Origin of the sequence: Pelotomaculum schinkii (genome assembly GCF_004369205.1) — a bacterium.
GTDB classification, from domain to species: Bacteria; Bacillota; Desulfotomaculia; order Desulfotomaculales; family Pelotomaculaceae; genus Pelotomaculum_C; species Pelotomaculum_C schinkii.
In genome coordinates this window covers 766844-792990 of record NZ_QFGA01000001.1, presented here as the reverse complement: position 1 = coordinate 792990, position 26147 = coordinate 766844, and the positions used below count along the sequence as shown (strand labels likewise).

The following is a 26147-nucleotide window of genomic DNA, read 5'->3' as shown; positions in this document are numbered from 1 at the left end:
TCCCCTTTCCTTTGTTGTAGTTAGAAGAGGTGGTGCAGATGGCAAAACGAGATTATTACGAGGTCCTGGGCGTATCCAAAAATGCGTCTGCGGATGAGATTAAAAAAGCATACCGCAAGCTGGCGCGCCAGCATCACCCCGATGCCAATCCCGGCAATAAGGAAGAAGCCGAGGCCAAATTCAAGGAAATCAGTGAGGCCTATGTTGTTTTAAGCGACCCGGAAAAAAGGGCCGGCTATGACCGTTTTGGCCATGCCGGGGCTGACGGACAGGGCTTTGGTGGTTTTGAGGGCTTTGGTGATTTTGGCGGCCTCGGGGACATTTTTGAGATGTTCTTCGGTGGTGGCGGCGGCAGGCGGCGTAGCGGCCCCGAAAGGGGCAACGACATCAGGGCTGACCTGGAGCTGAACTTGAAAGAGGCTGCCTTCGGGCTGGAGCGTGAAATCAAGGTGCCCCGCACCGAGACCTGCGGCACCTGCGGTGGAAATGGCGCGGCCCCCGGCAGCAAGCCCAAGACCTGCCTGGCCTGCGCCGGCACCGGACAGATGCAGTTTACCCAGAGTACTCCTTTTGGACGTATTGTCCAGTCCCGTACCTGTGACCGCTGCCGCGGCGCCGGCAAGATTGTTGACAAGCCATGCCCGACCTGCCGTGGAGAGGGCCAGGTCCGCAAGACCCGGAGCATCAAAGTCAAGGTGCCGCCCGGGGTGGATAACGGATCGCGGCTGCGTCTGTCCGGTGAAGGTGAAGCCGGGGCAAAGGGCGGGCCGCCCGGTGACCTCTATGTCTACATCCATGTCAAGCCCCATCGTGTTTTCAAGCGGGAAGGCGATGACCTGATCTGCGAAGTCCCTGTTTCTTTTACCCAGGCAGCCCTGGGCGACGAGTTGGAGGTCCCTACCCTGGAAGGGAATGAAAGGCTTAAAATACCGGAGGGAACCCAGTCGGGCACTGTTTTCCGGATTAAGGGCAAGGGCGTCCCGCACGTCAACGGCTATGGACGCGGTGACCAGCATGTGCTGGTCAAAGTGGTGACGCCAGGCAAGCTGACCGAGAAGCAAAAAGAATTATTGAGGGAATTTGCCCGCTTGGGCGCAGACAACCCGCAAGCTTCCGCAACAGGCGCCGACAAAGGCTTCTTTGGAAAAATGAGAGACGCGTTTATGGGGTAGTTGATTGTGTGAATTCTTTCAAATAAAGATACTCATGTGGTTTTAGATTTTCTTAGTTTAATTGATGTCGTAGGTCGCAAGGCGTAAGGCGTAGAAAAGAACCTGTTTCTTTTGACGTCGGCTCAGGTGTATAAAAGACCTGGAAGGAATGCAGTATAATTTACGTCCAACGCCTTACGCCCTACGCCTGACCACAGAATAGGAGAGTTACGTTTGGATTGGTTGGAAGTGGCTGTGCAGGTTCCACCCGAAGGGGTGGAATTGGTTGCTGATATTTTTCAAGATATGGGAACAGGCGGGGTTGTTATCGAGGATCCCGCCGTTATTCTTCGTTATGCTGCGGCAGCAGAACCCGACGAGTGGGGCGTCGAGACGCCGTCGCCTGGTGAAAGACGTCCTGTGGTCAAGGGGTACTTGGCTTCCGGCGCTGAATTGGCCGGGCGGTTGGAAGCGCTTAGGGCTGCCTTAAACAGCCTGGAGCTTACTCCAGCTCCTGAATTGCGTACATGCCGTGTTGCGGAGGAAGACTGGGCGAATTGCTGGAAAGCCTATTACAAGCCCGTGCATGTGGGGCAGCGGCTGGTTGTAAAGCCGTCCTGGGAGGATTATCCTGTTGTCGCCGGTGAGTTGGTCATCGATATGGACCCGGGGATGGCCTTCGGGTGCGGCGCCCACCCGACCACAGCCCTCTGTCTCAAACTGCTGGAGAAGTATGTTCAGGACGGCGCAACCGTTTACGACGTCGGTACCGGCTCAGGTATCCTGGCCATAGCGTCAGCATTGCTTGGGTCCGGGCGGGTTGTTGCAGTTGACCATGATCCTGTAGCCTGCCGTACCGCGCTAGCTAATATTGAACGTAACGGGGTTGCCGGTCGTGTAAAAGTTATACAGGGAGATTTGTTGTCCAGCATAGAGGGCAAGGCCGGCCTGATTGTTGCCAATATTATTGCCGGCATAATCGCCGGCCTCGCTGTAGATGTATCAAAAACCCTGGTTCCCGGCGGCATATTCATTGCCTCAGGCATTATCAGCGAGCGCGGTCCTGAAGTTATCGCCGCTTTGGAGTCAGCCGGGCTCTCTGTTGTTGAACAGTCGGAGGACGGCGGCTGGGTCGCTTTAGTAGCAAAAGCCAATCCTTGATAATTTTAAATTGAAAAAAGCTTATGGAGTTTTTACGATGCCCCGTTTTTTTGTTTCTCCTGAACAGGTCAAGGCAGGCCGGGTCACTATAACCGGGCCGGATGTTGTACATATTGTAAAGGTACTGCGTCTCGAGCCGGGAGACACCCTGACCGTCCTTGACGGGCGGGGTATGGTCTATGAGGCTGTGATCGAACAGGCCGGCCGGGAATCAGTAGTCTGCGCTGTTGTTTCGGAAAGTAATGCCGGGGGTGCGCCTGCGCTCCGGATTACCCTTGTCCAGGGCTTGCCCAAGAATGATAAGATGGACTTGATCGTTCAGAAAGCCACCGAATTGGGAGTATGCAGGCTAATCCCGCTAATCTGCGACAGGTCGGTTGTTAAGTTGGCGGGGGACAAGCCGCTGTGTCGTCTCGAGCGATGGCAGCGTATAGCCCGTGAAGCCGCCAAGCAGTGCCGCCGGCCTGATGTTCCGGAAGTATTGCCACCGGCAGGGTGGGAAGAAGCTCTGGCAGGCATGCCTGACAACACTGCCGCAGTGATCCCCTGGGAGGAAGAAAACCAGGAATCGCTTAAAAAAGTCCTGGGGGTAAGTGGACCCTGGGGGGATATCTATGTTTTCATCGGCCCGGAAGGCGGTTTTACCCCTGCAGAGGTGGAGCTGGCCCGCTCGCATGGTGTCAGACCGGTGACACTGGGACCTCGTATTTTACGGACAGAAACCGCCGGCCTGGCCGTGCTTGCGATAATACTATACCAGTGTGGTGATTTGGGGGGGAAACTGGATGGATGAAAAACGGGTGGGTATAGCTACCCTTGGCTGCAAGGTAAATCAGTATGAGTCAGCCGCCCTGGCCGGGCTTTTCCAGGATCAGGGCTATAAGATCGTGGATTTTGAGGACGAGGCTGATTTATACATTATCAACACTTGTACCGTGACCCACCTGAGTGACCGTAAATCCAGGCAGTTAATACGCCGAGCCGCCAGAAGGAACCCCGCTGCGCTGGTAGTAGTTACCGGGTGCTACGCCCAGACCTCAACCGGCGAGGTTATGAAAATTCCTGGTGTCGACCTGATCGTGGGAACAAGGGAGCGCTCCAGGATTGTAGAACTGGTAAAAAACGCCGTTAAGGGCGGAAAGCCTCTAGCGGCTGTGAGCGCTTATAATGCAAGCGACCAGTTTGAAGAGTTTTCTTCCATCCCCCTAAGCGGGCGGGCCCGTGCTTTTCTGAAAATTCAGGAAGGCTGCGACAATTGCTGCACCTACTGTATCGTACCTGTGGCCAGAGGTCCGCTGCGCAGCAGGAAACCGGAGAACGTCCTGAAAACAGCGCGGCAGCTGGTGGAAGCGGGCTTTACAGAAATTGTTCTTACCGGCATTCACACCGGCGCTTATGGACGGGACCTGGGTGGGGAGCACACACTGTCCGCTTTGCTCCGCAGCCTTAGTGATATACCGGGCCTGTTGAGGCTGCGTCTCAGCTCCATAGAACCCAATGATATTACCCTGGACTTGGTTGAAGTGCTGGCCGGTTCGGACAAGTTTTGCCGGCACCTGCACGTACCCCTGCAGTCCGGCGACGATCAAATACTGGAACGGATGGGCAGGCGCTATAATACCTGGGAGTATTTGCGCCTGGTGGAGGTTTTAAGGGAGAATATCCCCAACCTGGGCCTTACCACTGATGTTATAGTGGGCTTCCCGGGTGAGCGGGAAGTGGATTTTATGAATACATACAGGTTCGTCGAAAAAATAGCCTACAGCAGACTGCATGTCTTTAAGTATTCCCCGCGCCGGGGAACCCCGGCTGCTGCCTACCCGGATCAGGTAGACCCGCCAACAAGCGACCAGCGCAGTCATAGACTGATCCGGCTGGGCGAAAAAATGGCTGCCCGGTTTGCCTCATCACTGGTTGGGATGGACCTGCCTGTGCTGGTCGAACGGAGCTTGCCGGATTCATACGGCTTATACGAAGGGCTGACCGACAATTATGTCAGGACCGTTTTCCCCGGTGATGAAAACCTGTCGGGCCAAGTAGTCAGGGTTAAGATTGAGGGATTAGAGGAGAACCACCTAACAGGTAAAATTATCGCTCGCTGAGGTGGAGGAATTACCAAAATTGTGTTGAATTAAAGTTCTAGAGAAGTTATTCCCAGGTGGGAGGAGGTGGAAAACATGCAGGACTGCCTTTTTTGCAAGATAATCAAAAAGGAAATACCGGCCGAGATCGCCTATGAAGACGAACAGGTACTAGTTTTTAAAGATATCAATCCCATGGCTCCCGTCCACCTTATCATTATTCCCAAAAAGCACATTCCGGCTCTGGCGGATATGGATGAAAAGGACACCTTCCTGATGGGACAGATTCAGTTAACAGCTGCCCGGTTGGCTGTTAAAATGGGTTTAGCGGAGGAGGGCTTTCGCCTGGTGAATAACTGTGGCCGTGATGCCCAGCAAACGGTTATGCATATCCACTACCACCTGCTGGCAGGAAGGCCTTTAAACTGGCCGCCAGGGTAGGACGCGCAGGCCAAACCAACATGTTTGTACTGAAATGCTTATTCAAGGTCATTGTAGTCAATTGTAGCGGTTGACTCCTGGCTAAAACCTGTTGTATAATAACATGGTATTTGTACAATGGGAGAGCAGCTTGACTATTAGATAGATTTCGGCTTTATGGTTTTAGCGGAGGGAGGGAAAGTTAGTGGCGGAAGTGAAAGTGGGTAAAAATGAAACATTGGACAGTGCCCTCCGGCGTTTCAAGCGCACCTGTCAAAAAGCCGGTGTACTTGCAGAGGCCAGGAAACATGAACATTACGAAAAACCCAGCGTAAAAAGGAAGAAAAAGTCTGAAGCGGCAAGGAAACGGAAATTTCACTGAAAAAAACACAAAAGATAATGCTTGGCCTTAAGCCAAGCATTTTTTGCAATAAGGAGGTGGACCCATATTATGTCTCCCGCGCTTATTATCTGGCTGGCCTATCTTGCTTTTTTACTGGGTTTAATTGCTCTGATATTGGAAATTTTCGTATTTCCTGGATTTGGAGTGGCTGGCATTACAGGAATTATATTGGTGGGCTGGGGAATATTATTAGTTGCGGTTGATGTCACTCAGGCTACTTCAGCACTTGTTATGGCGCTTGTCGCCACTATAATTATCTTGTTTGTCGGAATTAAGCTGATGTCCCGCTACAATATGTGGTATAAGCTGACTCTTCAAAACAGGCAGCAAAAAGAAGAAGGCTACGTAGCCCCACTTTCTGAACTAAGCCTTTTTACAGGCTGGGAAGGAACGGCTCTTACGCCGCTGCGCCCGTCCGGCGCTGCCGAAATTGATGGTCACCGTCTGGATGTAGTGACTGAAGGAGAATTTGTCAGTACTGGAGCGGCGGTCAAAGTTATCAAGGTTGAAGGAACTAGAGTGGTTGTTAAAGAAATAACCTGAAAATGCACACAGAGCGCATCTCAAAAAATGTAGGTGCGAATTTATTCGCACAAATGTTACATTAGCTCCCACAAGTCCGGCGCTGGCGCGGCGTGTGCAATTGAAATCGCACCTACATTAATAACCGGATCAGTGATTAAATGGTGGGTACATATTCTCATTGAGAGTTTGTGGATGAAAGCTTTAGTTGGTTCATTCACACAAGCCCTATGGAAAAGCAGTAGAAATTCTATAAAATAAATTAATAGGGAGGAAATTAACTATGAACGCAGGATTTATCGCTTCGCTGATGCTTGTTGTCTTTGTTTTTATCGCTGTTGCAGTTGTTTTTAGTTTTATACCGGTAGGGCTATGGATATCTGCGCTCGCGGCGGGGGTCAGGGTAGGCATTTTTACCTTAATAGGAATGCGCCTGCGGAGAGTACCTCCTGCAAAGATTGTTAACCCGCTGATTAAGGCAGATAAGGCAGGGCTTAACATTACCGTAAACCAGTTGGAGGCGCATTATTTGGCCGGAGGTAATGTGGATAGGGTGGTAAATGCGCTGGTTGCCGCGGAACGGGCCGCAATACCGCTGCCCTTCGAGCGGGCGGCGGCAATAGACCTGGCCGGGCGTGATGTTTTTATGGCTGTACAGATGAGTGTCAACCCGAAGGTGCTGGAAACCCCTCTGGTCTCGGCGGTAGCCAAGGACGGGATTGAGGTTAAGGTAATCGCCAGGGTAACCGTACGGGCCAATATTGACCGCCTGGTAGGGGGCGCCGGCGAAGAGACGATTCTCGCGCGCGTCGGTGAGGGTGTGGTTACGACTGTGGGCAGCGCTGAAAGCCATAAACTTGTCCTGGAAAATCCCGATTTGATTTCCCAAACTGTTCTCAGCAAGGGGCTGGACGCCGGAACAGCTTTTGAAATTCTCTCCATCGATATCGCTGATGTGGATGTGGGCCGGAACATCGGCGCACAGTTGCAGACCGACCAGGCCGAAGCGGACAAGCGGATTGCCCAGGCCAAGGCTGAGGAACGAAGGGCTATGGCCGTGGCCAAGGAGCAAGAGATGAAGGCCTCTGTACAGGAAATGCGAGCCAAAGTCGTCCAGTCTGAAGCCGAGGTGCCTCTTGCCATGGCAGAAGCCCTGCGCCAGGGCAAGCTTGGTGTGATGGACTATTATAATTTGCAAAACCTGCTCTCTGATACCCAGATGAGGGATTCGTTGTCCAGGATCGGTCATCAAAGAGAGGACGCCGGCCCTGACCTGCCTGTGAAATAATCCTGCCGGACAAAATCCATGCAGTCAACCGGAGTAAAACGATATACGAGGGCGTGTTAAATTGAATACGATATTCTGGCTGGTCTTTTTATTCCTCCTGGCGAGAAGTATCTGGCGCCTTATGGAACGTGCCGGGGGCAAAGGCAGATTCGATGGCCCTCTGGGCGGGCCCCCGCCAGGTATGGGAAGGCCTGTGCCTGAAAGTGAAGAGAAGCCCAAGCTCAAAATTCCTGAGTACCTTACCCGGCGCAGCGAAGAACCGCCTGGCTATGAACAGCCTGATGAATTATCCGTCATGAGAAGGGACTGGGAGGAAGAGCCGTTAGCGGAATACAGCGAGCCGGTAGTTTTAGCCGAGGAAATGGCTGCCCCCCCCGTGAAAGGACAGCCGTCCGGGTTGTGCCCTGAAGGTCCTGTAGCAGGGGCTGAAGTCAAAGCTCCGTGCGGCATGGAAGGCGAAAAGGGGGGCCCTGCCCGGAAGCGATGCGAGCGCAGTGACCAGGAAGGTCCGTTCAGCGATATGCTATGCCCTGGTCAGGTGGTCAAGGGAATGGCCTGGTCGCAAATACTGGGTCCTCGCGGCGGTCTCCGTTCCAAAAGGCGGAACTACTGAGAATAACATCACTAAGCTCTCATTCTCTGCTGGTGCTGCGACAGCGGCATGTGCAACTACACTGAAAACAAGTGTCCAGCCTACGAAGTATTCCCAAGCAAATGTGGGCGCGAATTAATATGAAACATAGTTTTGCACCTATTATAAAATGCGAGTGTAGCGCACCTGTCTCAAGAATATTGCTCGAAAAGGCTTGACTTGCGGGCTTGGGGTTATCCGGAGCGAGCGGAGCACCTGGGTGTGTTCCTTAGCGCGTGCGTTGCATGCAGAAAAGCTTAAATAGCGCGTAGCTAACGGAGGGCTGTCTGGAGTTGCGGCCGGGATGACGTTCTTGTTTCACAAATGGAGAATTGCGAAGCGAGCGGAGGATAACCCCAAGCCCACTACCCCAAAGGCTTTTCGAGAACCGGTTAACAATTTTCATTGGTATTATGTGATTGAAAAACATGGTTGATTCATTCGCACATGACCCAGAGGAATGGCAGTATGTAAAGGATATTGCAGGTGCGATTACCATTAAATAGTAATTTATTCCCCTTCAGTCGCATAAAATTGTGGCGAGGAGGGGATTTTTTATGGGCTGGCGCGATTTTCAAAGGAAAGTTAAAAGGCAGTTTTCTGAAGCAATGGAACTGCCCGGAGACGTGGTCCTGAATTTGCCGAAGATAATCATGATCGGCAATATTCAGCTTTTTATTGAAAACCACCGCGGAATAATAGAGTACACTACGGAAGGGGTCAGGGTAAGCGTAGGGGAAGGCGAAGTCGCGGTCGTTGGTGAGAACCTGATGCTTCGTAATATACTGCCGGACGAGCTGTGTGTGGAAGGAAAAATCCGGTCGCTCAGTTTCCTTTGATGAAGAAATAAATATCATAACTTGAATTCGGGGGATTTTCTATGTTATTGTTTAGACTGATGTCTGCTCTGCTGGGTTACGTGGTGATCCTGGTAACCGGGAAAGCGACGGAAAGATTCGTCAACATGGCTGCCAGCAGAGGCATCTACCTCTGGGATATAACAAGGGTAAGAGAAGGAGCTGTTCTACTGAAAGTTCGCCTGGGCGCTGTCAAAGCACTGCGCCACATCGCCAGGCGGACCAAATGCCGTTTTCACTTTGAGCGGCGCGTTGGTTTTCCTTTTCTATATAAACGGTTGCTGCGCAGAAAAGCGCTGGCTTTGGGAGTTTTGTTTTTCCTCGGCGCGCTTTACTTTCTTTCTTCGTTTGTTTGGTTTATCGAAGTCAAAGGAACCGAACGGTTGACTGTTCCCGAAGTGCTGGGCGCCGCGGCTGAAGCGGGGCTCAACCGTGGTATGCCGAAATGGCGGGTCGAGCCCGGCAGGGTGGAAGCGGCTTTAGAAGAAAAGCTTCCCCTGGTGGCCTGGACCGGCGTATATATTAAAGGCGCCAAAGTGACGATAGAGGTAGCGGAGCGTGTAGTCCCCGATGCGGAAGATAACCGGCCCTCCCATATCATCGCGACCAAAGCCGGACTGGTCAAGGATGTGCTGGTATTAAACGGTCACCCGGCAGTTAAGGAGGGAGACACCGTGTCGCCCGGACAGGTTTTAATATCGGGAGAAATACCCCCGCTTGAGGAGCCGCCCAAGCCTGGTGAAGAACAGAAGCAGGGTGAGGAGGCTAATAAGCCTAAAAAGCCCTCCCGCTTCGTCCACGCCCGGGGCATCGTCAGGGCCAGGGTCTGGTACGACGGCTATGGTGAAGCCAAAATTGCGGAGACTGGACGACGTCTTACTGGAAGGTCGGAAACCCGCGTAAGTATTAAATTTAAAGGTAAGGAAATAATTTTATCTGGCGACCAAAATATTCCCTACGAACTCTATGAAACCGAGACTTTTGTTAAAACAATCCCTCAATGGAGGAATCTTGAGGTACCCGTCGAACTAGTAACCATAAAATATTTTGAGATGGCCGAATACCGTGAAGAACTTGGTATTGAAGGAGCGCGCAGCCTTGCTGGGGAGCGGGCTCTGGCAGAAGCAGCCGGACTGGTCCCCGAAGAGGCCGGAATAGTCAATCGCTCGCTGGAGGAAGTTCAGACCGGTCATCCGGAAAACATTGTCCGGGTCAAGGTGACAGTTGAAACCATTGAAGAGATAGGCGCCGAGAGCTTGTTCAAACCTTAATATTTATTCAGTAAAGACTGTGTAGTGTAATAAGGAGGACTGCCTGATTGGCGGAAAAATTTGAGGCAAGGGTTGAGCTTGACGACATTGGCACCACTGCCGAGGTATTCGGGAAGAATGACGGACACTTGGACCAGATTGAGAAAACGCTGGAGGTCCGTATAGTAGCCCGGGGGCAGGAACTGACCATTTCCGGTGACAGGGAGAGAGTTGAACAGGCCCGTGAAGTCTTAACCCAATTGCAAAAGTTTTGCCGTGCCGGAAACCGTTTGACTTTTCAGGAGGTTGGATACGCCATCAAGGCCTCCCAGAGCGGCGCCAAACATGCCCTTGAGAGCCTGGCTACGGATGTTGCCATGGTGACGCAGCGCGGCAAGCAAATAAAGCCAAAGACCATCGGGCAGAAGAAATACGTCGAAACCATCAAAAAATATGATGTGGTTTTTGCAGTCGGCCCTGCCGGGACAGGGAAGACTTATCTCGCCGTCGTTATGGCCATCAAGTCGCTTCGAAACAAGGACGTGGAGCGTCTGGTTTTAACGCGCCCCGCTGTAGAAGCAGGGGAAAAGCTTGGTTTCCTGCCGGGAGACCTGCAGGAAAAAATCAACCCCTACCTGCGTCCTCTTTATGACAGTCTCTATGATGTTCTGGGGGTTGAGAGCACCCAAAAATACCTGGAAAAAAACATCATAGAGATTGCGCCTTTGGCTTACATGCGCGGCAGGACGCTGGAAGATTCATTTATTATTCTGGACGAGGCGCAGAATACGACACCGGAACAGATGAAAATGTTCCTGACCCGGCTTGGTTTTGGTTCCAAGGCGGTGATTACGGGGGACATTACCCAGACCGACCTGCCCAGGGGGCAGGTATCCGGACTGATTAATGCCCTTTCTGTTTTAAAGGATGTCAAAGGTCTCAGCATCCATACTATGACCGGGGACGACATAGTCCGGCATCCTCTGGTGGAGGAAATTATTAAGGCTTATGACAAGGGGCAGTAAGGAGGTGGCCAGGAGTGCGGCTCAAGCTCACTTTTGGCAGGATCAAGGATAAATTGACAGCCGTCCTGTCCCTGCTGGTGAGGCACCGCAAAGTACGGAGGGGCAGCGCGGCAATTTTGTTTTTGTTTCTTTTAACTTTTATCCTCACCGCCAATATTGTGCCCAGTAAGAGCAACCTGGTGGTCGGGCAGGTATCTCCCAGGACCTTTAAGGCGGAAAAAAGTATTGTCTTTGAAGATAAGGAAAAAACCAACGAACAACGCTTGCAGGCTGCGGAAAAAGTGGACAAAGTCTATTCCACGGACCCTCAGGTAGTAAACGGTACGCAGAAAGATATTACAGACCTGACCGGTAAGGTATGGGAGATCCAGGGCGACAACAGCCTTGACCTGGCCGGCAAGGTGGCTAAGCTGCACGAGATATTGCCTTTTGTCCTGCCTGCCGATGAAATTGAAGCGCTGGCCGGGTCGCCCCAGGCTACTACGCGGCAGGTGGAAGAATCTCTCAACACTATGGTTGCCGGTCTACTGGAAACTGGTGACGGTGTGTCCCAGGACGAGCTGGAAGACGCCAAGAAAACCCTGAGCAGCCAGATTGCGAGGATGAGTCTGCCCAAACACTATGAGAATTTTTCTGTAGGTGCTATCGACCGCTACCTGCGGCCAAACGCCTTCATTAATATGGAAATAACGAAGCAAAAACAGGAGGAGGCCATGTCCCTGGTTCCGCCGACCATGGTGTCGGTGAAGGAAGGGGAAAAAATTATCGGTGAAGGTGAAATTGTAACCGAGGATCACCTGATTAAACTCCAGGCCCTGGGTTTGACCCGCCCGAAGCTGCCCTGGCCCTCAATCCTCGGTGTCTTCCTGCTGATGGTACTGCTAGTGGTCGTGGTCCTGTTCTACCTTTATCAACAAAACCGGGATATTTACAACCATCCCGGATTGATTTACCTTTTAGGCATTATTGTCCTGGTAGTACTGGCGGTCGGCAAGGCCATCATTGCCATTAACGTAAGCCAATGGCCGGAGTTCGGCGCGCAATTCGGCTACATGGTACCCATGGCCGCGGCGGGCATGCTCATTGCAATTCTCCTTGATTCGCGTCTGGCCGTACTGGTAGTCGCGGTGATGAGCCTGATCCTGGTAATCATGACAGAAAACCAGATTCGCTTCGGCCTGGTTGGACTGATCGGCGGGATTACAGGTGTCTACAGTGTTTCCAAGCTGAGCCAGCGGGGTGATCTGGTACGGGCCGGGTTTTATACCAGTGGGGCCAATGTCGTGGCTATTTTTATCGTTGGACTGGTATACGGGACCCCCTTTGGCCTGTTAATTACGTCAAGCCTGGCCTTAGGGATAACCAGCGGTATCCTGTCTTCAATCCTGACCAACGGGTCCCTGCCCTTTCTGGAGCACACTTTCCGCCTTACCTCGCCGGTGCGGCTGCTTGAGCTATCCCACCCCAACAATGTGTTGCTAAAAAGGCTTCTAACGGAAGCCCCGGGTACTTATCACCACAGCATTATCGTCGGGAACCTGGCTGAAGCTGCCGCCGACGCTGTCGGGAGCGAGTCGCTGCTGGTCCGGGTGGGGGCATACTACCATGATATAGGGAAAATCAAAAGGCCATACTTCTTTATTGAGAATCAAATGACCTGCGACAATCCCCACGATAAAATCGCACCCTCTTTGAGTACCCTGATCCTTACCTCACATGTCAAGGACGGAGTGGAAATGGCCAGGGAACACAAGCTGCCCCAGGGTATTATTGATATTATTGAACAGCATCACGGCAGCGGTCTGGTCAGCTTTTTTTATCATAAAGCTTTGGAAAGCGACCGCCCCGAAACGGTTACGGAAGAAGAATACCGGTATGAAGGCCCCAAACCTCAGACCAGGGAAGCAGCCATCGTAATGCTGGCCGACACGGTGGAAGCCGCCGTACGCTCCCTCAACAATCGTACACCTGGCCGGGTGGAAGGCCTGGTACGCAAGATTATCAAGGATAAGCTGAACGACGGTCAGCTGGAAGAGTCCGACTTGACCTTTAAGGATCTCAACCTCATCGCCAACTCCTTTGTCAGGGTTTTGTCCGGTATTTTCCACTCCCGGGTTGAGTATCCCGATATGTCCCAGGAGATCGAAAGGAGAAAGAAAAATGTCAGTGCTCGTAAGCAACTTACAGGACGAGGTAACGGTGGATGATGACCTGGCTGAATTTTTGTCCGGGGTTGCTGAGGCAGTGCTGAAGAGTGAGGGTTATGGGGAAGATGCCGAGGTAAGTTTGGTATTAGTCGATGACACGTACATCCGGAGTTTGAACTCCGAATACCGCGGTATCGACAGCCCTACCGATGTGCTGTCCTTTGCCATGCTGGAAGGGGAAGCTTTACCCGGTCAGGAGGAAGAGTTAATCCTCGGCGATGTGGTGGTTTCTGTCCAGACCGCCCGGCGCCAGGCTGACGAATATGGCCACAGCTTCCGGCGTGAGACTGCCTACCTGACCGCCCACGGAGTCCTGCACCTGCTGGGTTATGATCACCAGGAGGAAGAAGGTCGCGAAATGATGCGCCTGAAAGAAGAGGAGATCCTGGCAAGCCTGAACATATCCAGGTAGCTGTACGTCTGTTAAAGGAGTAACCGCGTTTTAGCAAGCCTCACAACTTGCCAAGGGGTCTTGAGCTGCTGTTGCAATCAGCGGATAAAAAGTATGTTAGGCCGGGGCATGAGCAAGGACTTTAAGGAACTTTGATAATTAGTTACTTGGAAACCATGCTTTATATGCGCCGGCAGAGAATGAAAACCTAGCGTTCAGTGTAATTTCCAGGGTAGTTACCCACGCCGCTATCAAGGCGCCACGTATCATGAAAATACCATCCGATGTAGGCGCCATTTCAATCGCACACGGCGCGCCAGCGCCGAACTTGGGCATCTGAAGTCACTTTTGTGCAAATGAATTCGCACCTGCATTTTCAGGGTAATTGCCCATGCACCGGACACTACACAGCATTATAAAAGTATTTCGATCGATGAAGTGGAGGAAACTTTTGTGGGATTGCGCAAAATTTTAGACAGCTTCAACTACGCTGTGGCTGGAGTTGTTTATGCGGTTAAGACCCAGCGAAATATGCGTATCCACTTAACTGCGGCCTTGCTGGTACTGGGACTGGGTCTTTATATACCAGTAAGCTCAAGGGATTTGCTGTTAATTTTTTTCGCGATTACCCTCGTGATTATGGCAGAGCTCTTTAATACCGCGATCGAGGCGGTGGTGGACCTTTGTGTCCAGGAGTTTCATCCCCTGGCGAAGATAGCCAAAAACGTCGCGGCCGGAGCCGTGCTGATGACCGCCTTGAACTCTTTGGTGGTGGCCTACATCATATTCTACCCCCGCCTTGAAGGTTCTTCATTTAATCTTGGCGCCAGAGTAAAAGCAACACCGCTTTCCGTTACTATGATAGCGCTGTTGCTGGTGATGGTTCTGGTGACAATAGGTAAAGCTATAACCAGCAAGGGTACCTACGTTAAGGGGGGTATGCCCAGCGGCCATACAGCCGTAGCCTTTGCAGGGTGTACTGCCCTGGCTCTGTATACCGGAAGCGCCCTGGTGGCCAGCATCGCTTTGGTGATAGCCCTGCTGGTAGCGCACAGTCGTTTGGACGCGCAAGTGCACTCCCTGCTTGAGGTAGTTGCCGGAGCCCTGCTGGGTATACTCGCAACCATGGTAGTTTTTAAACTGGCAGGCTGGTGAGTGAGATGTGGGACGTGAGTAAGCAGGTGATGCTTTTATCGTGTAAATTAGGACGTAGCAGGTCGGAAGGCGTAAGTTATAATACATAGAAGAATGGAATGCCAGACGAGGGATGTATGAGTATCGGTGCGGGTTTATTTGAATAAATATGGGATTGCCTAGTCGTAAAGTGTAGGAAGTTGGCAATAATACATAGAAGATATGCCTATTGATATTATGGACGCGGGACCCAAAAATGCAGGTGCGAATTCATTCGCGGCAAAGCCAACGGGAAAGCAGTAGAAATCTCTTAAGCTGCTTCGAAGTGCGAGTGTGCTAGAAATCGTACTTACAACAAAACCACGATGACAATGGGTGTGTTTTGTACACATTGACCCCGGAGGAATGCAGCAGATACCCATGTCTCACGTCCCACGACCCACGTCCAAAAAGGTGGGATTGTTTTGGATTTTCCTGTCGAAAAGTTAATCAAGGCGGCAATGGAGGCCCGTGATAGGGCCTATGCGCCATATTCCCAATTCAGGGTGGGAGCCGCGATTCTAACCAGGGACGGACGATATTACACGGGGTGTAACATCGAAAATGCCTCGTATAGCCTGACCTGCTGCGCTGAACGGGTGGCTTTATTCAAGGCTGTTTCCTGCGGGGCGAGCGATTTTGAAGCAATCGCCGTAACGGCGGGAACTGAAGAATACTGTACCCCTTGCGGCGCCTGCCGTCAGGCTCTGTCTGAGTTCGGCAGCGAAATCAAAGTCTTTATGGCTAATAAACAGGGTGATTATTTGGTCCGGACGGTGGCTGAACTGCTTCCCTCTGCCTTTAGACTGGATAAAGCCGACCAGGCCGTGCCGCCCGGGAACAAAAAACCTTCCCAAAACTGATTGAACCGGTGAATAGGTAATACTCATAGTTATAGGTTTTGCGTTAAACATTAGGCTGGAACTTGCACCTGCATCGCTTGGTGTTTTTATGATACGTGGCGCCGCTGCCGGCGTGGCGTCTAATATAAATTATCCAGCCGCTGCTAATTACTAAGGACAGGAAAACAGGTGATTCTTTGAATAGCGTGAAAGATGATTTCAAATCCGGGTTCGCGGCGCTGATTGGCCGGACCAATGTCGGCAAGTCGACACTTTTAAACAAGATGGTCGGCAGAAAAGTAACTATTGTGTCCGACAAACCCCAAACCACCAGAAACAAGATCCTGAGTGTTCTTACAAAGGATGATTGCCAGGTGGTTTTTCTGGATACGCCCGGCTTTCACAAGCCGAAAAACCGGTTGGGCGAGCATTTGGTGCAGGTAGCATTGAGGTCCCTGAGGGAGGTTGACGTCGTCCTTTTCCTGGTAGAGGCTGTTCAATCGCCCGGTCCCGGGGATCTCTTTATTATGGAACAGCTCAAAGGAATCAAAACACCAGTGTTGCTGGTGATCAACAAGGTTGACCTGGTCAGGCGGGAAGAAATGCTTCCCTTGATAGAGCAGTACAGCAAGCTGTACGATTTTTCCGAAATAATACCGGTCTCCGCGCTCACTGGTGATAACGTAGCACGGCTGCTTGACACGGTAGCTGGTTACCTGCCCGCCGGTCCGCAGTACTACCCTGACGGTATGATTACCGACAGGCCCGAGACCTTCATCATGTCTGAGCTGATCAGGGAAAAAGTGCTTGAACTGACGGCTCAGGAAATACCCCACTCTGTCGCAGTGGTAATCGAGGAATTGGCCGAGCGGCCAAACGGTGTTGTTGCTGTGCGGGCCCTTATTTATACGGAAAGAGAATCTCAAAAGGGGATCCTGATCGGGAAAGAGGGCAGGATGCTGAAGCAAATTGGCCGGTTGGCCCGTGAAGAGATGGAGAAACTTTTAGGCTCCAGAATTTACCTTGAACTGTGGGTCAAGGTAAAAGCTGACTGGCGCAACCGGGAGGGTCAGCTGCATAACTTCGGTTACCAGGAGGAAGAGTAGCACAAAAAAGCTGGGGTGCAGCTTGTGAAATTATATAAAGCGGATGCCATTGTGCTGCGGTCAAGAGACTGTGGTGAAGGAAATAAAATCTTAGTCCTCTATTCCCGTGAATACGGCAAGCTCAGGGTCATAGCGCATGGCGTGGCCAAGCCTTCCAGCCGGAAACGGGGGGCCGTTCAGCTTTTCAGCCGCACCAATTTTTTGATCCATCGCGGGCGGGAACTTGACTCGGTGAGCCAGTGTGAGGTGGTGGAGATGTTTCCTGCGCTCAGACGGGACCTTGGGAGCATCAGCCGGGCCAGCTACATGGCTGAACTGGTTGATGCCTTTACCGCCGAAGGAGAACCTAATGGGCCTCTTTTTTTGCTTCTTTTGGCCGCTCTTCGCTTGCTGGCGGTGAAAGATCCGGAATTATTGATACGGGCCTTTGAAATCAAAGCCGCGGGACTTTTAGGTTACAGCCCGGTTTTAGATGCCTGTGCCAGTTGCGGCGCCGAGTTGTTGCAGGGTCCGCTTTCCTTCAGTCCGTCCATGGGAGGGGTACTGTGCGGCGACTGCAGTACGGCCGACCTGGATGCGGCGCCGTGCAACCGGGGGCAGGTGGAGGTATTGAAAATCTTGGCCGACTGGGATCCCGCCAGACTGCACCAGCTCAAAGTGGACGAGCCCACCAGGAAACAACTCCAGAACATGCTCCGGAAATACATCCGGTACCACCTGGAGGGGGAATTAAAATCAGCTGCTTTTTTATCCCGTTATGTATAAAAATCATCTTATGGGGAGTAAATAGAAAAAATGAAGAGAGGGGATAAAAATGAACAGTGATCTTGAAAAGATTGACATACTGAGGGCCCGGCTGGGAGTTGGGTACAAGGAGGCCAGGGAAGCGCTTGAGGAGGCGGGGGGCGATGTGGTCCAGGCGCTGGTTGATCTCGAGGAAAAGGGACGCAATATAGGTGAGCGCTTTCAGGCACGCGGGCAGGAAATGGTAGGGCAGTTTAAGAGCCTGCTCCACAAGGGGCAAAACTATAGGATTAAATTAAAAAAAGGTGACGAAACCGTATTTGAAGTCCCTGCTTCCGTGGGGGCGCTGGGGCTTATCGGGGCTCTGGCCAGCAGTGAGATAGCTATTCTGGGTGCGCTTGGCACGGTGACGGCGATGGCCCATAAGTACACCCTGGAGTTTGAGCGCCGGGACATTGAGCCTGTTGGTGAGCCCTGTACAGCAGAAAAGGAAGGATTATAACCGAAAAGTACCGTCTGGAAGCCTCTGATATGACAAGTAAATATTGACACAGGCATTGACTTTACTCACCGGATCTGTTAAATTGGTAAAAAAATATCAGGCAATGAGGAAAAATAGTAGCCGGATTATTGTTTTGTCAGAGAGCCCGTATTGGTGGAAACGGGTAAAACAGCTCCGGTGAAGGGGTTTCCAAGCCGCAAGAGGAAAGCTGCAACCGGTCTTTTGCAGGGTAGTTGCCCACGCCGCTATCGCGGCGCCATGTATTATGAAAATACCAGCCGATGTAGGCGCCGTTTCAATCGCACAACGGCGCGTCAGCGCCGAACTTGTTGAGGTTAATGTTGCATCGTGCGAATGAATTCGCACCTACATTGGGCCGACACTGCAGAAGCCATATGTATTTTCACGTAGCACAATAGAACCGGTGAAAGTTAGTAAAGCTTGCTTCCAAAAGAGGGCTGTTCTTTTTCTGACGCCTGACCTCCGACGTCTGACGACCGAAACACAGCCAAGCAGGGTGGAACCGCGGGAACGAACTCCCGTCCCTGGTAGTGATACCTGGGACCGGGAGTTTTTTATTTATTCCAAAATATACAATAATATTTTTTCATAGAGGGAGGTAATTATGAACTTTCAGGAACTTATTCTCAAGCTGGATGATTTCTGGTCACGGCAGAAATGCCTCATTCAGCAGCCCTACGATGTTGAAAAAGGAGCCGGTACGATGAATCCGGCAACGTTTTTGATGGCGCTTGGTCCCGAACCGTGGCGGGTGGCCTATGTTGAACCCTCGCGGCGGCCTACCGACGGCCGTTATGGGGAGAACCCCAACCGCTTGCAGCATTATTATCAATATCAGGTAATTTTAAAGCCGTCACCCGATGATGTGCTGGAGGTTTACCTGGACAGCCTCAGGGCTATCGGGATCGACCCGGATCAACATGACATCCGTTTTGTTGAAGACAACTGGGAATCCCCCACCCTGGGCGCCTGGGGCCTGGGCTGGGAAGTCTGGCTGGATGGCATGGAAGTGACCCAGTTCACCTACTTCCAGCAGTGCGGCGGTATTGACTGCCGCCCTGTTTGCGCTGAAATCACCTATGGCCTGGAGCGTCTGGCCATGTTCATCCAGGGCGTGGACAGTGTCTACGACATTACCTGGGTTGATCATATAACTTATGGTGATGTGCATCACCGGGGAGAAGTTGAGCACTCTCACTATAACTTCGAATTGGCGGATACGGATATGCTGTTTAAGCTATTTGAAATGTATGAGCAGGAGGCCTTGCGGGTGGTTGAAAAAGGTTTTGTCCTGCCGGCTTACGATTACGTGCTCAAGTGCTCCCATACCTTCAACTTATTAGACGCCCGGGGGGCTATCAGCGTAACCGAGCGGACCGGCTTCATCGGCAGAGTTAGAAACATGGCGCGAGTATGTGCCCAGGCCTACGTTGCGCAGCGTGAGGCGATGGGTTACCCGCTCCTGAAGAGGAAGGAGGCGTAGGTGATGACAATTAACGCGCAGGATTACCTGCTTGAGATAGGTGTGGAAGAAATGCCGGCCAGGTTTCTGGAGCCGGCTTTGGCGGAGCTCAAGGACAATGCGGCCGCCCTTTTTCAGGAGCAGCGTCTCTCATATAAACGGCTGGCGGCTTACGGCACTCCCCGCCGCATCACGCTGTATGTGGAGGGCCTGGCTATCCACCAGCAGTCATTGGAGATGGAAGTAAAGGGACCTGCGGTAAAAGTGGCCTACAAATCTGACGGTTCGCCGACCAGAGCGGCCGAAGGTTTTGCCCGGAGCCAGGGAGTCGCGGTAGGTGACCTGCTCAAAAAACCGGTCGGCCATGTCGAATATGTCTTTGCTGTAAAACGGGAGCCGGGCCGTCCGGCCCTGGACGTTTTACCCCAGGCAGGGGCGAGTTTGATCAGCGGGCTTCACTTTCCCAAGCCGATGCGTTGGGGGGACCTGGACGTCCGCTTTGCCAGGCCAATCCGCTGGATTGTATCGCTTTTCGGCCCTGATATAGTGGAATTTGAATTTGCCGGGCTGAAAGCCGGGCGGACCACCCGCGGTCATCGCTTTTTAACCCGGGAAGCTGTAACACTAGTATCGCCGCAGGAATATTTCGAGAAAATGCGGAGTAATTATGTTTTGGTTGACCCTGCTGAACGAAAACAGGCGATCTGGCAGCAGGTCCAGGAACAGGCTCGCGCCGCAGGCGGCAGGGTGGAAGAAGACGAGGAACTATTGAGCGAGGTCAACAACCTGGTGGAGTACCCGACTGCGTTAGTGGGCGAATTCAGCCGGGAATACCTCGGGTTGCCCAGGGAAGTACTGGTAACACCAATGCGGGAGCACCAGCGCTATTTTCCGGTACTCGGACCTGACGGCGTATTATTGCCAAAGTTTATTGCGGTCAGGAACGGTAAGTCGGAACACCTTGATATAGTCCGGGCGGGTAATGAAAAAGTGCTGCGGGCCCGCCTCGCCGACGCCAATTTCTTCTATCAGGAGGACCTGAAAACAGCGCTGGCCGATAAAGTACCGGCTTTAAAAAAGGTGGTATTCCAGGAGACACTGGGGACCATTTACGATAAGGTGGTAAGGTTTGGGGAACTGGCCGGCGCCTTAGCCGTGGCAATGGGAGCTGAGGAAAAAGAGCTGAAGGATACCCTCAGGGCCGCCTACCTGGCCAAGGCCGATCTGGTGACCAATATGGTCTTCGAATTTACCGAACTCCAGGGGATTATGGGCAGGGAGTATGCGGTGCGCTCCGGTGAGGAGCAATCGGTGGCTACGGCTATCTATGAGCATTATCTGCCGCGTTTTGCCGGTGATCAACTGCCTGCCACGCTGCCCGGGAAAATATTGAGTATAGCGGATAAGACCGACAATATTGTCGGCTGCTTTGCTATCGGCATTCAGCCAAGCGGCTCCCAGGATCCTTATGCTTTAAGACGTCAAGCCCTGGGAATAAGCCATATTTTGCTTGAGGGTGATTTTGCCCTTTCTCTGGGAAAATTGGTTGAAACGGCCTACCGGGGCTATGAAGGGAAGGTCCGGCTCAAGCTAGGCTTAACCGATGTCAAGGAAGAAGTGGCGGAGTTCTTTAAACAGCGCCTCAGAGGTATTTTTAGCGATAAAGGCTATTCCTATGATACCATAGAAGCAGTGCTTGCCGCAGGTTTCGACAATTTTAGCGACACACTGTTAAGGCTCCAGGCTTTGCACAGCTTCCGGCAGAATCAGGCTTTCGGCAACCTCCTGACAGCTTTTATCAGGGCCAATAACCTCAGTAAAAACGCTGGCACGCGCGCCATAGACCCCTCCCTGCTGGAGGACGCCAGTGAGAAGGGGCTTTATGAAAGCCTGTTGGATATTAAGCAAAAGGTCTATGATGCTCAGATGAAACAGGATTATCAAGCCGTACTGGCTGCCATTGCCACTATGCAGGAACCCCTGGAAAGTTTCTTCAACTCGGTGATGGTAATGGTGGAGGATGAAAAGGTTCGGGCTAACCGCTTGGCTCTCTTGGCCGGCTTGGCTGCTCTGGTGAAGCAGGTGGCGGATCTGGGTAAAATTGTAATTGAGGGACAGGGAGCCTAATATAAATTTTTTCCTGATTAAAGGAGGGAATTTATACTCTATATAATATATATTATATAGAGGCTTTTTATAAATAGTATGTCATATATGCTCTAAGGGGCGATGGATTTGGAGTTAACCAGGCGGCAGGAGACAATCTTAGAAATAGTAAAAAGATCAGGACCAATCACAGGCGATCAAATCGCCGAAAGGCTTTCCCTGACCAGAGCCACCTTGCGGCCAGACCTGGCTATCCTGACTATGTCCGGCTTGTTGGAAGCACGTCCCAGAGTGGGTTATTACTACAGCGGCAGGTCGCCCAACCGGGTTGTGGCGGAAAAACTATGCAGCGTAAAGGTCGGGACGATCATATCGATTCCCGCCGTTGTTACGGAAAATTGCTCTGTTTACGACGCTGTGGTAGCTATGTTTATTAAAGACGTGGGTACACTGTTTGTGGTCAAGGAGGTGGGTTTGCTGGAGGGGGTTCTCTCTCGCAAGGACTTGCTCAAGACCACCTTGGGAGGACATGATATTCACCAGCTCCCGGTGGGGGTCATTATGACCCGTATGCCGAATGTAATATACACCACCAGTGACGAGACGGTCTGGTCGGCCGCCAAGAAATTGATTACGCACCAGGTGGATGCTTTACCGGTGGTACGCAGCGCGACCCAGGCCGATGGCGGCGAGGGACTGGAAGTAATAGGCCGTTTAAGCAAGACCAATATTACCCGGCTTTTTGTTGAACTGGGAGAGGGACAATAAGGGGGTGTTTATCATTTCCAATGATCTTAAACCGATTATATTTATCGTATCCGACTCAATCGGTGAAACCGGAGAACTGGTGGCGCGGGCCGCAGCCAGCCAGTTTAACCACGGTGGTGTAGAGATACGAAGGCTTTCTTATGTCAATGACCCAAACGAGATACCAGAACTCTTAGAGGAGATCAAACACTTCAAATGCATTATCGCCTACACCCTGGTTATACCGGAACTAAAAGACAGGCTGGTGCGGGAGGCCAGGAACCTGGGCATTCCTACGGTGGACCTCCTCACCCCGATGATGGACGCCGTGGCCAGCCTGGTCCACAATTCGCCCAAACTTGAGCCGGGCCTGGTACGCAGGACGGATGACGAATATTTCCATAAGGTCGAAGCCATTGAATTTGCAGTAAAGTATGATGACGGCAAGGACCCGCGGGGCATCGGACGCGCCGACCTGGTGGTAGTCGGCATCTCCCGCACCTCGAAAACACCGCTTTGCATGTATTTGGCCCATATGCGGCTTAAAGCCGCCAATGTGCCGCTGGTACCTGAGGTGTCCCCTCCGGAAGAACTCCAGAACCTGCCGCCGCACAGGCTGATCGGTCTCACCATCAAGCCTCAGCAACTGTATGAAATACGCCGTGAACGCCTTAACAGCCTGGGACTCACATCCAACGCCGACTATGCCAGCATGGAACGTATCCTGAAGGAGCTGGATTATGCTGAAGGTTTTATGAAGAAAATAGGCTGTTCGGTTATTGATGTTACCAACAGGGCGGTAGAAGAAACTGCCAGCCGTGTTTTGGAAATATACTATAGGGGTGAAAGGCTTGTCAGGTAAGAAATACGTCTATCTATTCAAAGAAGGCAGCGCAGGCATGAAAAATCTACTGGGCGGTAAGGGAGCCAATCTGGCCGAAATGACCAATATTGGTCTCCCGGTGCCGCCCGGCCTGATCATTACCACCGAGGCCTGCAGGGACTTTTCAGCTCAAGGGCAGGCGTTTCCCAAAGGCATGGAAGAGCAGGTCTGTGAAGGTATTACAGTTTTGGAGGAAATGCTGGGAAGAAAGTTTGGCGACGAACAAGACCCGCTGCTGGTGTCAGTCAGGTCGGGCGCTCCCATATCCATGCCCGGCATGATGGATACTGTGCTTAACCTGGGTCTTAATGACCTCACAGTGGAGGCCCTTGCCGCAGGCACCGGCAACGAACGGTTTGCCCTGGACTGTTACCGCCGCTTTATCAACATGTTTGGCGAGGTGGTGATGGGAGTAGACCACCACAAGTTTGAAAAACTCCTTGAGAACCACAAGGAAAAGGCCGGGGTTTATTTTGACAACCAGCTTCCCGCCAAGGAATGGCGCAAGGTCGTTGCGGATTACAAGAGCTTGATTTTGAAGGAAACCGGTAAGACTTTCCCGCAGTCGCCCATGGAGCAGCTTTTCATGGCTGTTCACGCTGTTTTTAATTCCTGGAATAATGACCGTGCCATAGTATACCGCAAGATCAACAAGATACCCGACGACCTGGGCACTGCCGTCAATGTCCAGGCCATGGTATTCGGCAATATCGGGAATGATAGCGGCACCGGTGTGGCCTTTACCAGAAACCCCTCTACCGGCGAGAAAAAACTTTACGGCGAGTATCTGATCAACGCTCAGGGCGAGGATGTGGTAGCCGGTATACGTACCCCGCAGCCTATTGATGCCCTGGAGCAGGATATGCCGCAGGTGTACAAGCAATTTGCCGGCATCTGCAGCCTGTTGGAACAACATTACCGCAACATGCAGGATATTGAGTTCACCATTGAGCGGGGCAAGTTGTGGATGCTGCAGACCCGCAACGGGAAAAGGACGGCCCAGGCTGCCATCAAGATTGCCGTGGATATGGTGGATGAAGGCCTGATCACCAGGGACGAGGCAATTTTGAGGGTCGAGCCCGGCCAGCTTGACCAGCTTCTGCACCGCCGGATTGACCCGGGCGCAAAGCTGGATATTATCGCTAAGGGACTGCCCGCTTCTCCCGGCGCCGCCTCAGGCTCGGTTGTTTTCGACGCCGACCTGGCTGAAAAAATGGGTCAGGAAGGCAAGAAGGTCATTCTGGTGAGCACGGAAACCACCCCGGACGATATCCACGGGATAGTTGCAGCCCAGGGTATACTCACTTCCAGGGGCGGTATGACCAGTCACGCCGCTGTTGTGGCCAGGGGGATGGGCAAGCCGTGTGTCTGCGGCTGCGAGGCGCTGCGGATTGACTATCATAAACATCTGTTTGAAGTCGCCGGGCTGGTAATCAAGCAGGGCGATATTATCTCGGTTGATGGAGCCACCGGCAACGTTATCTTGGGTACCGTGCCGATGCTGGATCCCGTCCTTTCCCCTGAGTTCCGGCTGCTCCTCGAGTGGGCCGACCAGGTACGTACCCTCGGAGTGAGGGCCAACGCCGAGACACCGGAGGACGCGCTTAAATCCAGGGAGTTCGGAGCCGCGGGTATTGGGTTGACCCGGACCGAGCACATGTTCATGGCGCAGGATCGCCTGCCTATAGTACAGGAGATGATCCTGGCAACCAGCGCAGCAGAACGGAACATTGCTCTTGATAAACTGCTGCCCATGCAGCAGGGTGACTTTTACGGCATATTGAAGGCGATGGATGGGCTTCCGGTAACAATTCGCCTGCTCGACCCGCCGTTGCATGAGTTTCTTCCTAATATGGAAGATTTGATGGTGGAAATAACCACTTTACGCTTGAGTAACGGAGACAGGGAAGAGCTGCGCCGTAAAGAGGACCTTTTGCGCAAGGTCCGGGCATTGCACGAAGCAAACCCGATGCTGGGTCACCGGGGTTGTCGCCTGGGTATAACCTTCCCCGAGGTGTATGCCATGCAGGCACGGGCAATTTTTAACGCGACTGCCCAGCTAGTTAAGGAAGGTTGCCAACCTGTTCCAGAAGTTGAGATACCGCTGGTGATCGATAAAAATGAACTTTCTTCCTTACGTGAAATGGTTACCGGAGTAGTCGGGGAAGTGATGAAAGCTGCGGGAGTAGAATTTCACTATACAGTTGGTACCATGATTGAAATTCCCAGGGCCGCTCTCTTGGCCGATGAAATAGCGTCCTATGCCGACTTTTTCTCCTTCGGCACCAATGATCTTACCCAAACGACCCTTGGCTTTTCCCGGGACGACGCTGAAGGGAAGTTTATGCAGGCCTATCTAGACCAAAAAATACTTACAGACAACCCCTTTATGGTGTTGGACCGCAAGGGAGTCGGTAAATTGATGAAGATAGCCGTAGAACTTGGCCGCAAAACCAGCCCCGGTCTGTTAATCGGTATTTGCGGGGAGCATGGCGGGGATCCCAGTTCCATTGAATTTTGTCATTCTATTGGTCTTGACTTTGTAAGCTGCTCGCCTTTCCGGGTGCCTATCGCCAGGCTGGCAGCAGCTCAAGCCGCTGTAATCAACAAAGACCAATCAAAATAAGAATTGAAATAGTTAATGACTTATGGTACTATTTTAAGAGAAAATTTTATATTTTAAGGTTTTATAGGGTTCCGCAGTTTTTATAAAAAGCACTGGTCTGGACCAAGATAAAACGCACAGTTTCTCTGTGTTCACGGAAGGATAAAAGCCTGGGAGATATTATGTGTATCTCTCGGGCTTTTTTATGTTTGATATTTAAGGAGGTGTGAAGAACATGAAATGGGTACTATTAGTTATAGCAGGACTTTTAGAAATGGGTTGGGCTGTAGGCTTGAAATACTCTCAAGGTTTTACAAAGCTTGTACCGAGTATTTTTACTGTAATGGGGATGATAGCAAGTTTTTATTTTTTATCGTTGGCATTAAGAAGTCTTCCATTAGGAACAGCTTACGCAATTTGGACAGGAATCGGTGCAATTGGTACTGTGGCACTGGGGATAATTCTATTCAAAGAACCAGCTGATACGATAAGATTAATCTTTATTGGATTTATATTAATAGGAATTATTGGACTGAAAATGTCATCTGATGGATAATGTAATTAATAAT

25 protein-coding genes and 1 riboswitch are annotated in these 26147 nt (G+C 51.8%); all 25 genes read left to right on the top strand.

From position 1 onward, the window contains the following. Positions 1-38 precede the first annotated feature (38 nt). The 25 genes from dnaJ (at position 39) to sugE (ending at position 26134) form a co-directional block, all read left to right on the top strand. Entirely contained in the window at positions 39-1172 is a 1134-nt protein-coding gene (gene dnaJ, locus Psch_RS03820; RefSeq protein WP_190239179.1) for a molecular chaperone DnaJ, read from the top strand. A gap of 213 nt (positions 1173-1385) precedes the next feature. Then, complete coding sequence (gene prmA / locus Psch_RS03815) at positions 1386-2312, top strand: 50S ribosomal protein L11 methyltransferase (RefSeq protein ID WP_190239178.1); 927 nt, start codon at positions 1386-1388, stop codon at positions 2310-2312. A 37-nt stretch (positions 2313-2349) separates the two neighbouring features. Further along, positions 2350-3105 carry a 16S rRNA (uracil(1498)-N(3))-methyltransferase gene (locus Psch_RS03810; RefSeq protein ID WP_190239177.1) on the top strand — a complete coding sequence of 252 codons (756 nt, stop codon included), beginning with the start codon at positions 2350-2352 and terminating at the stop codon, positions 3103-3105. Then, positions 3098-4414: a tRNA (N(6)-L-threonylcarbamoyladenosine(37)-C(2))-methylthiotransferase MtaB gene (gene mtaB, locus Psch_RS03805; RefSeq protein ID WP_134218513.1), complete on the top strand. Its 1317-nt coding sequence runs from the start codon at positions 3098-3100 to the stop codon at positions 4412-4414. The genes Psch_RS03810 and mtaB overlap by 8 nt, the downstream gene beginning before the upstream one ends. A gap of 75 nt (positions 4415-4489) precedes the next feature. Continuing rightward, the gene (locus tag Psch_RS03800) at positions 4490-4834 is read left to right on the top strand and encodes a histidine triad nucleotide-binding protein (protein ID WP_134218514.1); all 345 of its coding nucleotides are present in this window, start codon (positions 4490-4492) and stop codon (positions 4832-4834) included. Positions 4835-5018: 184 nt separating this feature from the next. After that, entirely contained in the window at positions 5019-5195 is a 177-nt protein-coding gene (rpsU, locus tag Psch_RS03795) for a 30S ribosomal protein S21 (RefSeq protein ID WP_134218515.1), read from the top strand. 69 nt (positions 5196-5264) lie between these two features. After that, complete coding sequence (locus Psch_RS03790) at positions 5265-5759, top strand: NfeD family protein (protein WP_134218516.1); 495 nt, start codon at positions 5265-5267, stop codon at positions 5757-5759. A gap of 289 nt (positions 5760-6048) precedes the next feature. Continuing rightward, positions 6049-7026: a flotillin-like protein FloA gene (floA, locus tag Psch_RS03785; protein ID WP_427910086.1), complete on the top strand. Its 978-nt coding sequence runs from the start codon at positions 6049-6051 to the stop codon at positions 7024-7026. 61 nt (positions 7027-7087) lie between these two features. Then, on the top strand, positions 7088-7639 hold the full coding sequence (locus tag Psch_RS03780) for a hypothetical protein (RefSeq protein ID WP_190239176.1): 552 nt from the start codon (positions 7088-7090) through the stop codon (positions 7637-7639). A 575-nt stretch (positions 7640-8214) separates the two neighbouring features. Then, a complete protein-coding gene (yqfC, locus tag Psch_RS03775; RefSeq protein ID WP_190239175.1) occupies positions 8215-8496 on the top strand; it encodes a sporulation protein YqfC in 282 nt (93 codons plus the stop codon). Positions 8497-8537: 41 nt separating this feature from the next. Further along, positions 8538-9785, top strand: a complete 1248-nt coding sequence (gene yqfD, locus Psch_RS03770) for a sporulation protein YqfD (RefSeq protein WP_190239174.1) — start codon at positions 8538-8540, stop codon at positions 9783-9785. 47 nt (positions 9786-9832) lie between these two features. Continuing rightward, positions 9833-10789 carry a PhoH family protein gene (locus tag Psch_RS03765; RefSeq protein WP_190239173.1) on the top strand — a complete coding sequence of 319 codons (957 nt, stop codon included), beginning with the start codon at positions 9833-9835 and terminating at the stop codon, positions 10787-10789. A gap of 14 nt (positions 10790-10803) precedes the next feature. Next, the gene (locus tag Psch_RS03760; RefSeq protein ID WP_190239172.1) at positions 10804-12996 is read left to right on the top strand and encodes an HD family phosphohydrolase; all 2193 of its coding nucleotides are present in this window, start codon (positions 10804-10806) and stop codon (positions 12994-12996) included. Then, positions 12950-13408, top strand: a complete 459-nt coding sequence (gene ybeY / locus Psch_RS03755) for an rRNA maturation RNase YbeY (protein ID WP_190239171.1) — start codon at positions 12950-12952, stop codon at positions 13406-13408. Before Psch_RS03760 ends, ybeY begins: the two co-directional genes overlap by 47 nt. 432 nt (positions 13409-13840) lie before the next feature. Further along, on the top strand, positions 13841-14542 hold the full coding sequence (locus Psch_RS03750; protein WP_190239170.1) for a diacylglycerol kinase: 702 nt from the start codon (positions 13841-13843) through the stop codon (positions 14540-14542). 443 nt (positions 14543-14985) lie between these two features. Further along, entirely contained in the window at positions 14986-15423 is a 438-nt protein-coding gene (gene cdd / locus Psch_RS03745; protein WP_345789056.1) for a cytidine deaminase, read from the top strand. Between the two features lie 146 nt (positions 15424-15569). Beyond that, entirely contained in the window at positions 15570-16508 is a 939-nt protein-coding gene (gene era, locus Psch_RS03740) for a GTPase Era (RefSeq protein WP_190240217.1), read from the top strand. A 24-nt stretch (positions 16509-16532) separates the two neighbouring features. Beyond that, positions 16533-17273 carry a DNA repair protein RecO gene (gene recO, locus Psch_RS03735; RefSeq protein WP_190239169.1) on the top strand — a complete coding sequence of 247 codons (741 nt, stop codon included), beginning with the start codon at positions 16533-16535 and terminating at the stop codon, positions 17271-17273. A 49-nt stretch (positions 17274-17322) separates the two neighbouring features. Then, positions 17323-17754, top strand: a complete 432-nt coding sequence (locus Psch_RS03730) for a DUF4342 domain-containing protein (protein ID WP_190239168.1) — start codon at positions 17323-17325, stop codon at positions 17752-17754. A 625-nt stretch (positions 17755-18379) separates the two neighbouring features. Beyond that, positions 18380-19258, top strand: coding sequence for a glycine--tRNA ligase subunit alpha (glyQ, locus tag Psch_RS03725; RefSeq protein ID WP_190239167.1), 879 nt, complete (start codon positions 18380-18382; stop codon positions 19256-19258). Positions 19259-19261: 3 nt separating this feature from the next. Continuing rightward, positions 19262-21364, top strand: coding sequence for a glycine--tRNA ligase subunit beta (gene glyS / locus Psch_RS03720; RefSeq protein WP_190240216.1), 2103 nt, complete (start codon positions 19262-19264; stop codon positions 21362-21364). Between the two features lie 108 nt (positions 21365-21472). Continuing rightward, entirely contained in the window at positions 21473-22111 is a 639-nt protein-coding gene (ccpN, locus tag Psch_RS03715; protein ID WP_134218530.1) for a transcriptional regulator CcpN, read from the top strand. A gap of 13 nt (positions 22112-22124) precedes the next feature. Next, a complete protein-coding gene (locus Psch_RS03710) occupies positions 22125-22952 on the top strand; it encodes a pyruvate, water dikinase regulatory protein (RefSeq protein WP_243124026.1) in 828 nt (275 codons plus the stop codon). Then, positions 22942-25599: a pyruvate, phosphate dikinase gene (gene ppdK / locus Psch_RS03705; protein WP_190239165.1), complete on the top strand. Its 2658-nt coding sequence runs from the start codon at positions 22942-22944 to the stop codon at positions 25597-25599. Before Psch_RS03710 ends, ppdK begins: the two co-directional genes overlap by 11 nt. Before the next feature lie 52 nt (positions 25600-25651). Continuing rightward, a riboswitch (guanidine-I (ykkC/yxkD leader) is annotated at positions 25652-25757 on the top strand. Positions 25758-25813: 56 nt separating this feature from the next. Further along, on the top strand, positions 25814-26134 hold the full coding sequence (gene sugE, locus Psch_RS03700) for a quaternary ammonium compound efflux SMR transporter SugE (protein ID WP_190239164.1): 321 nt from the start codon (positions 25814-25816) through the stop codon (positions 26132-26134). The last annotated feature ends 13 nt before the right edge of the window (positions 26135-26147 follow it).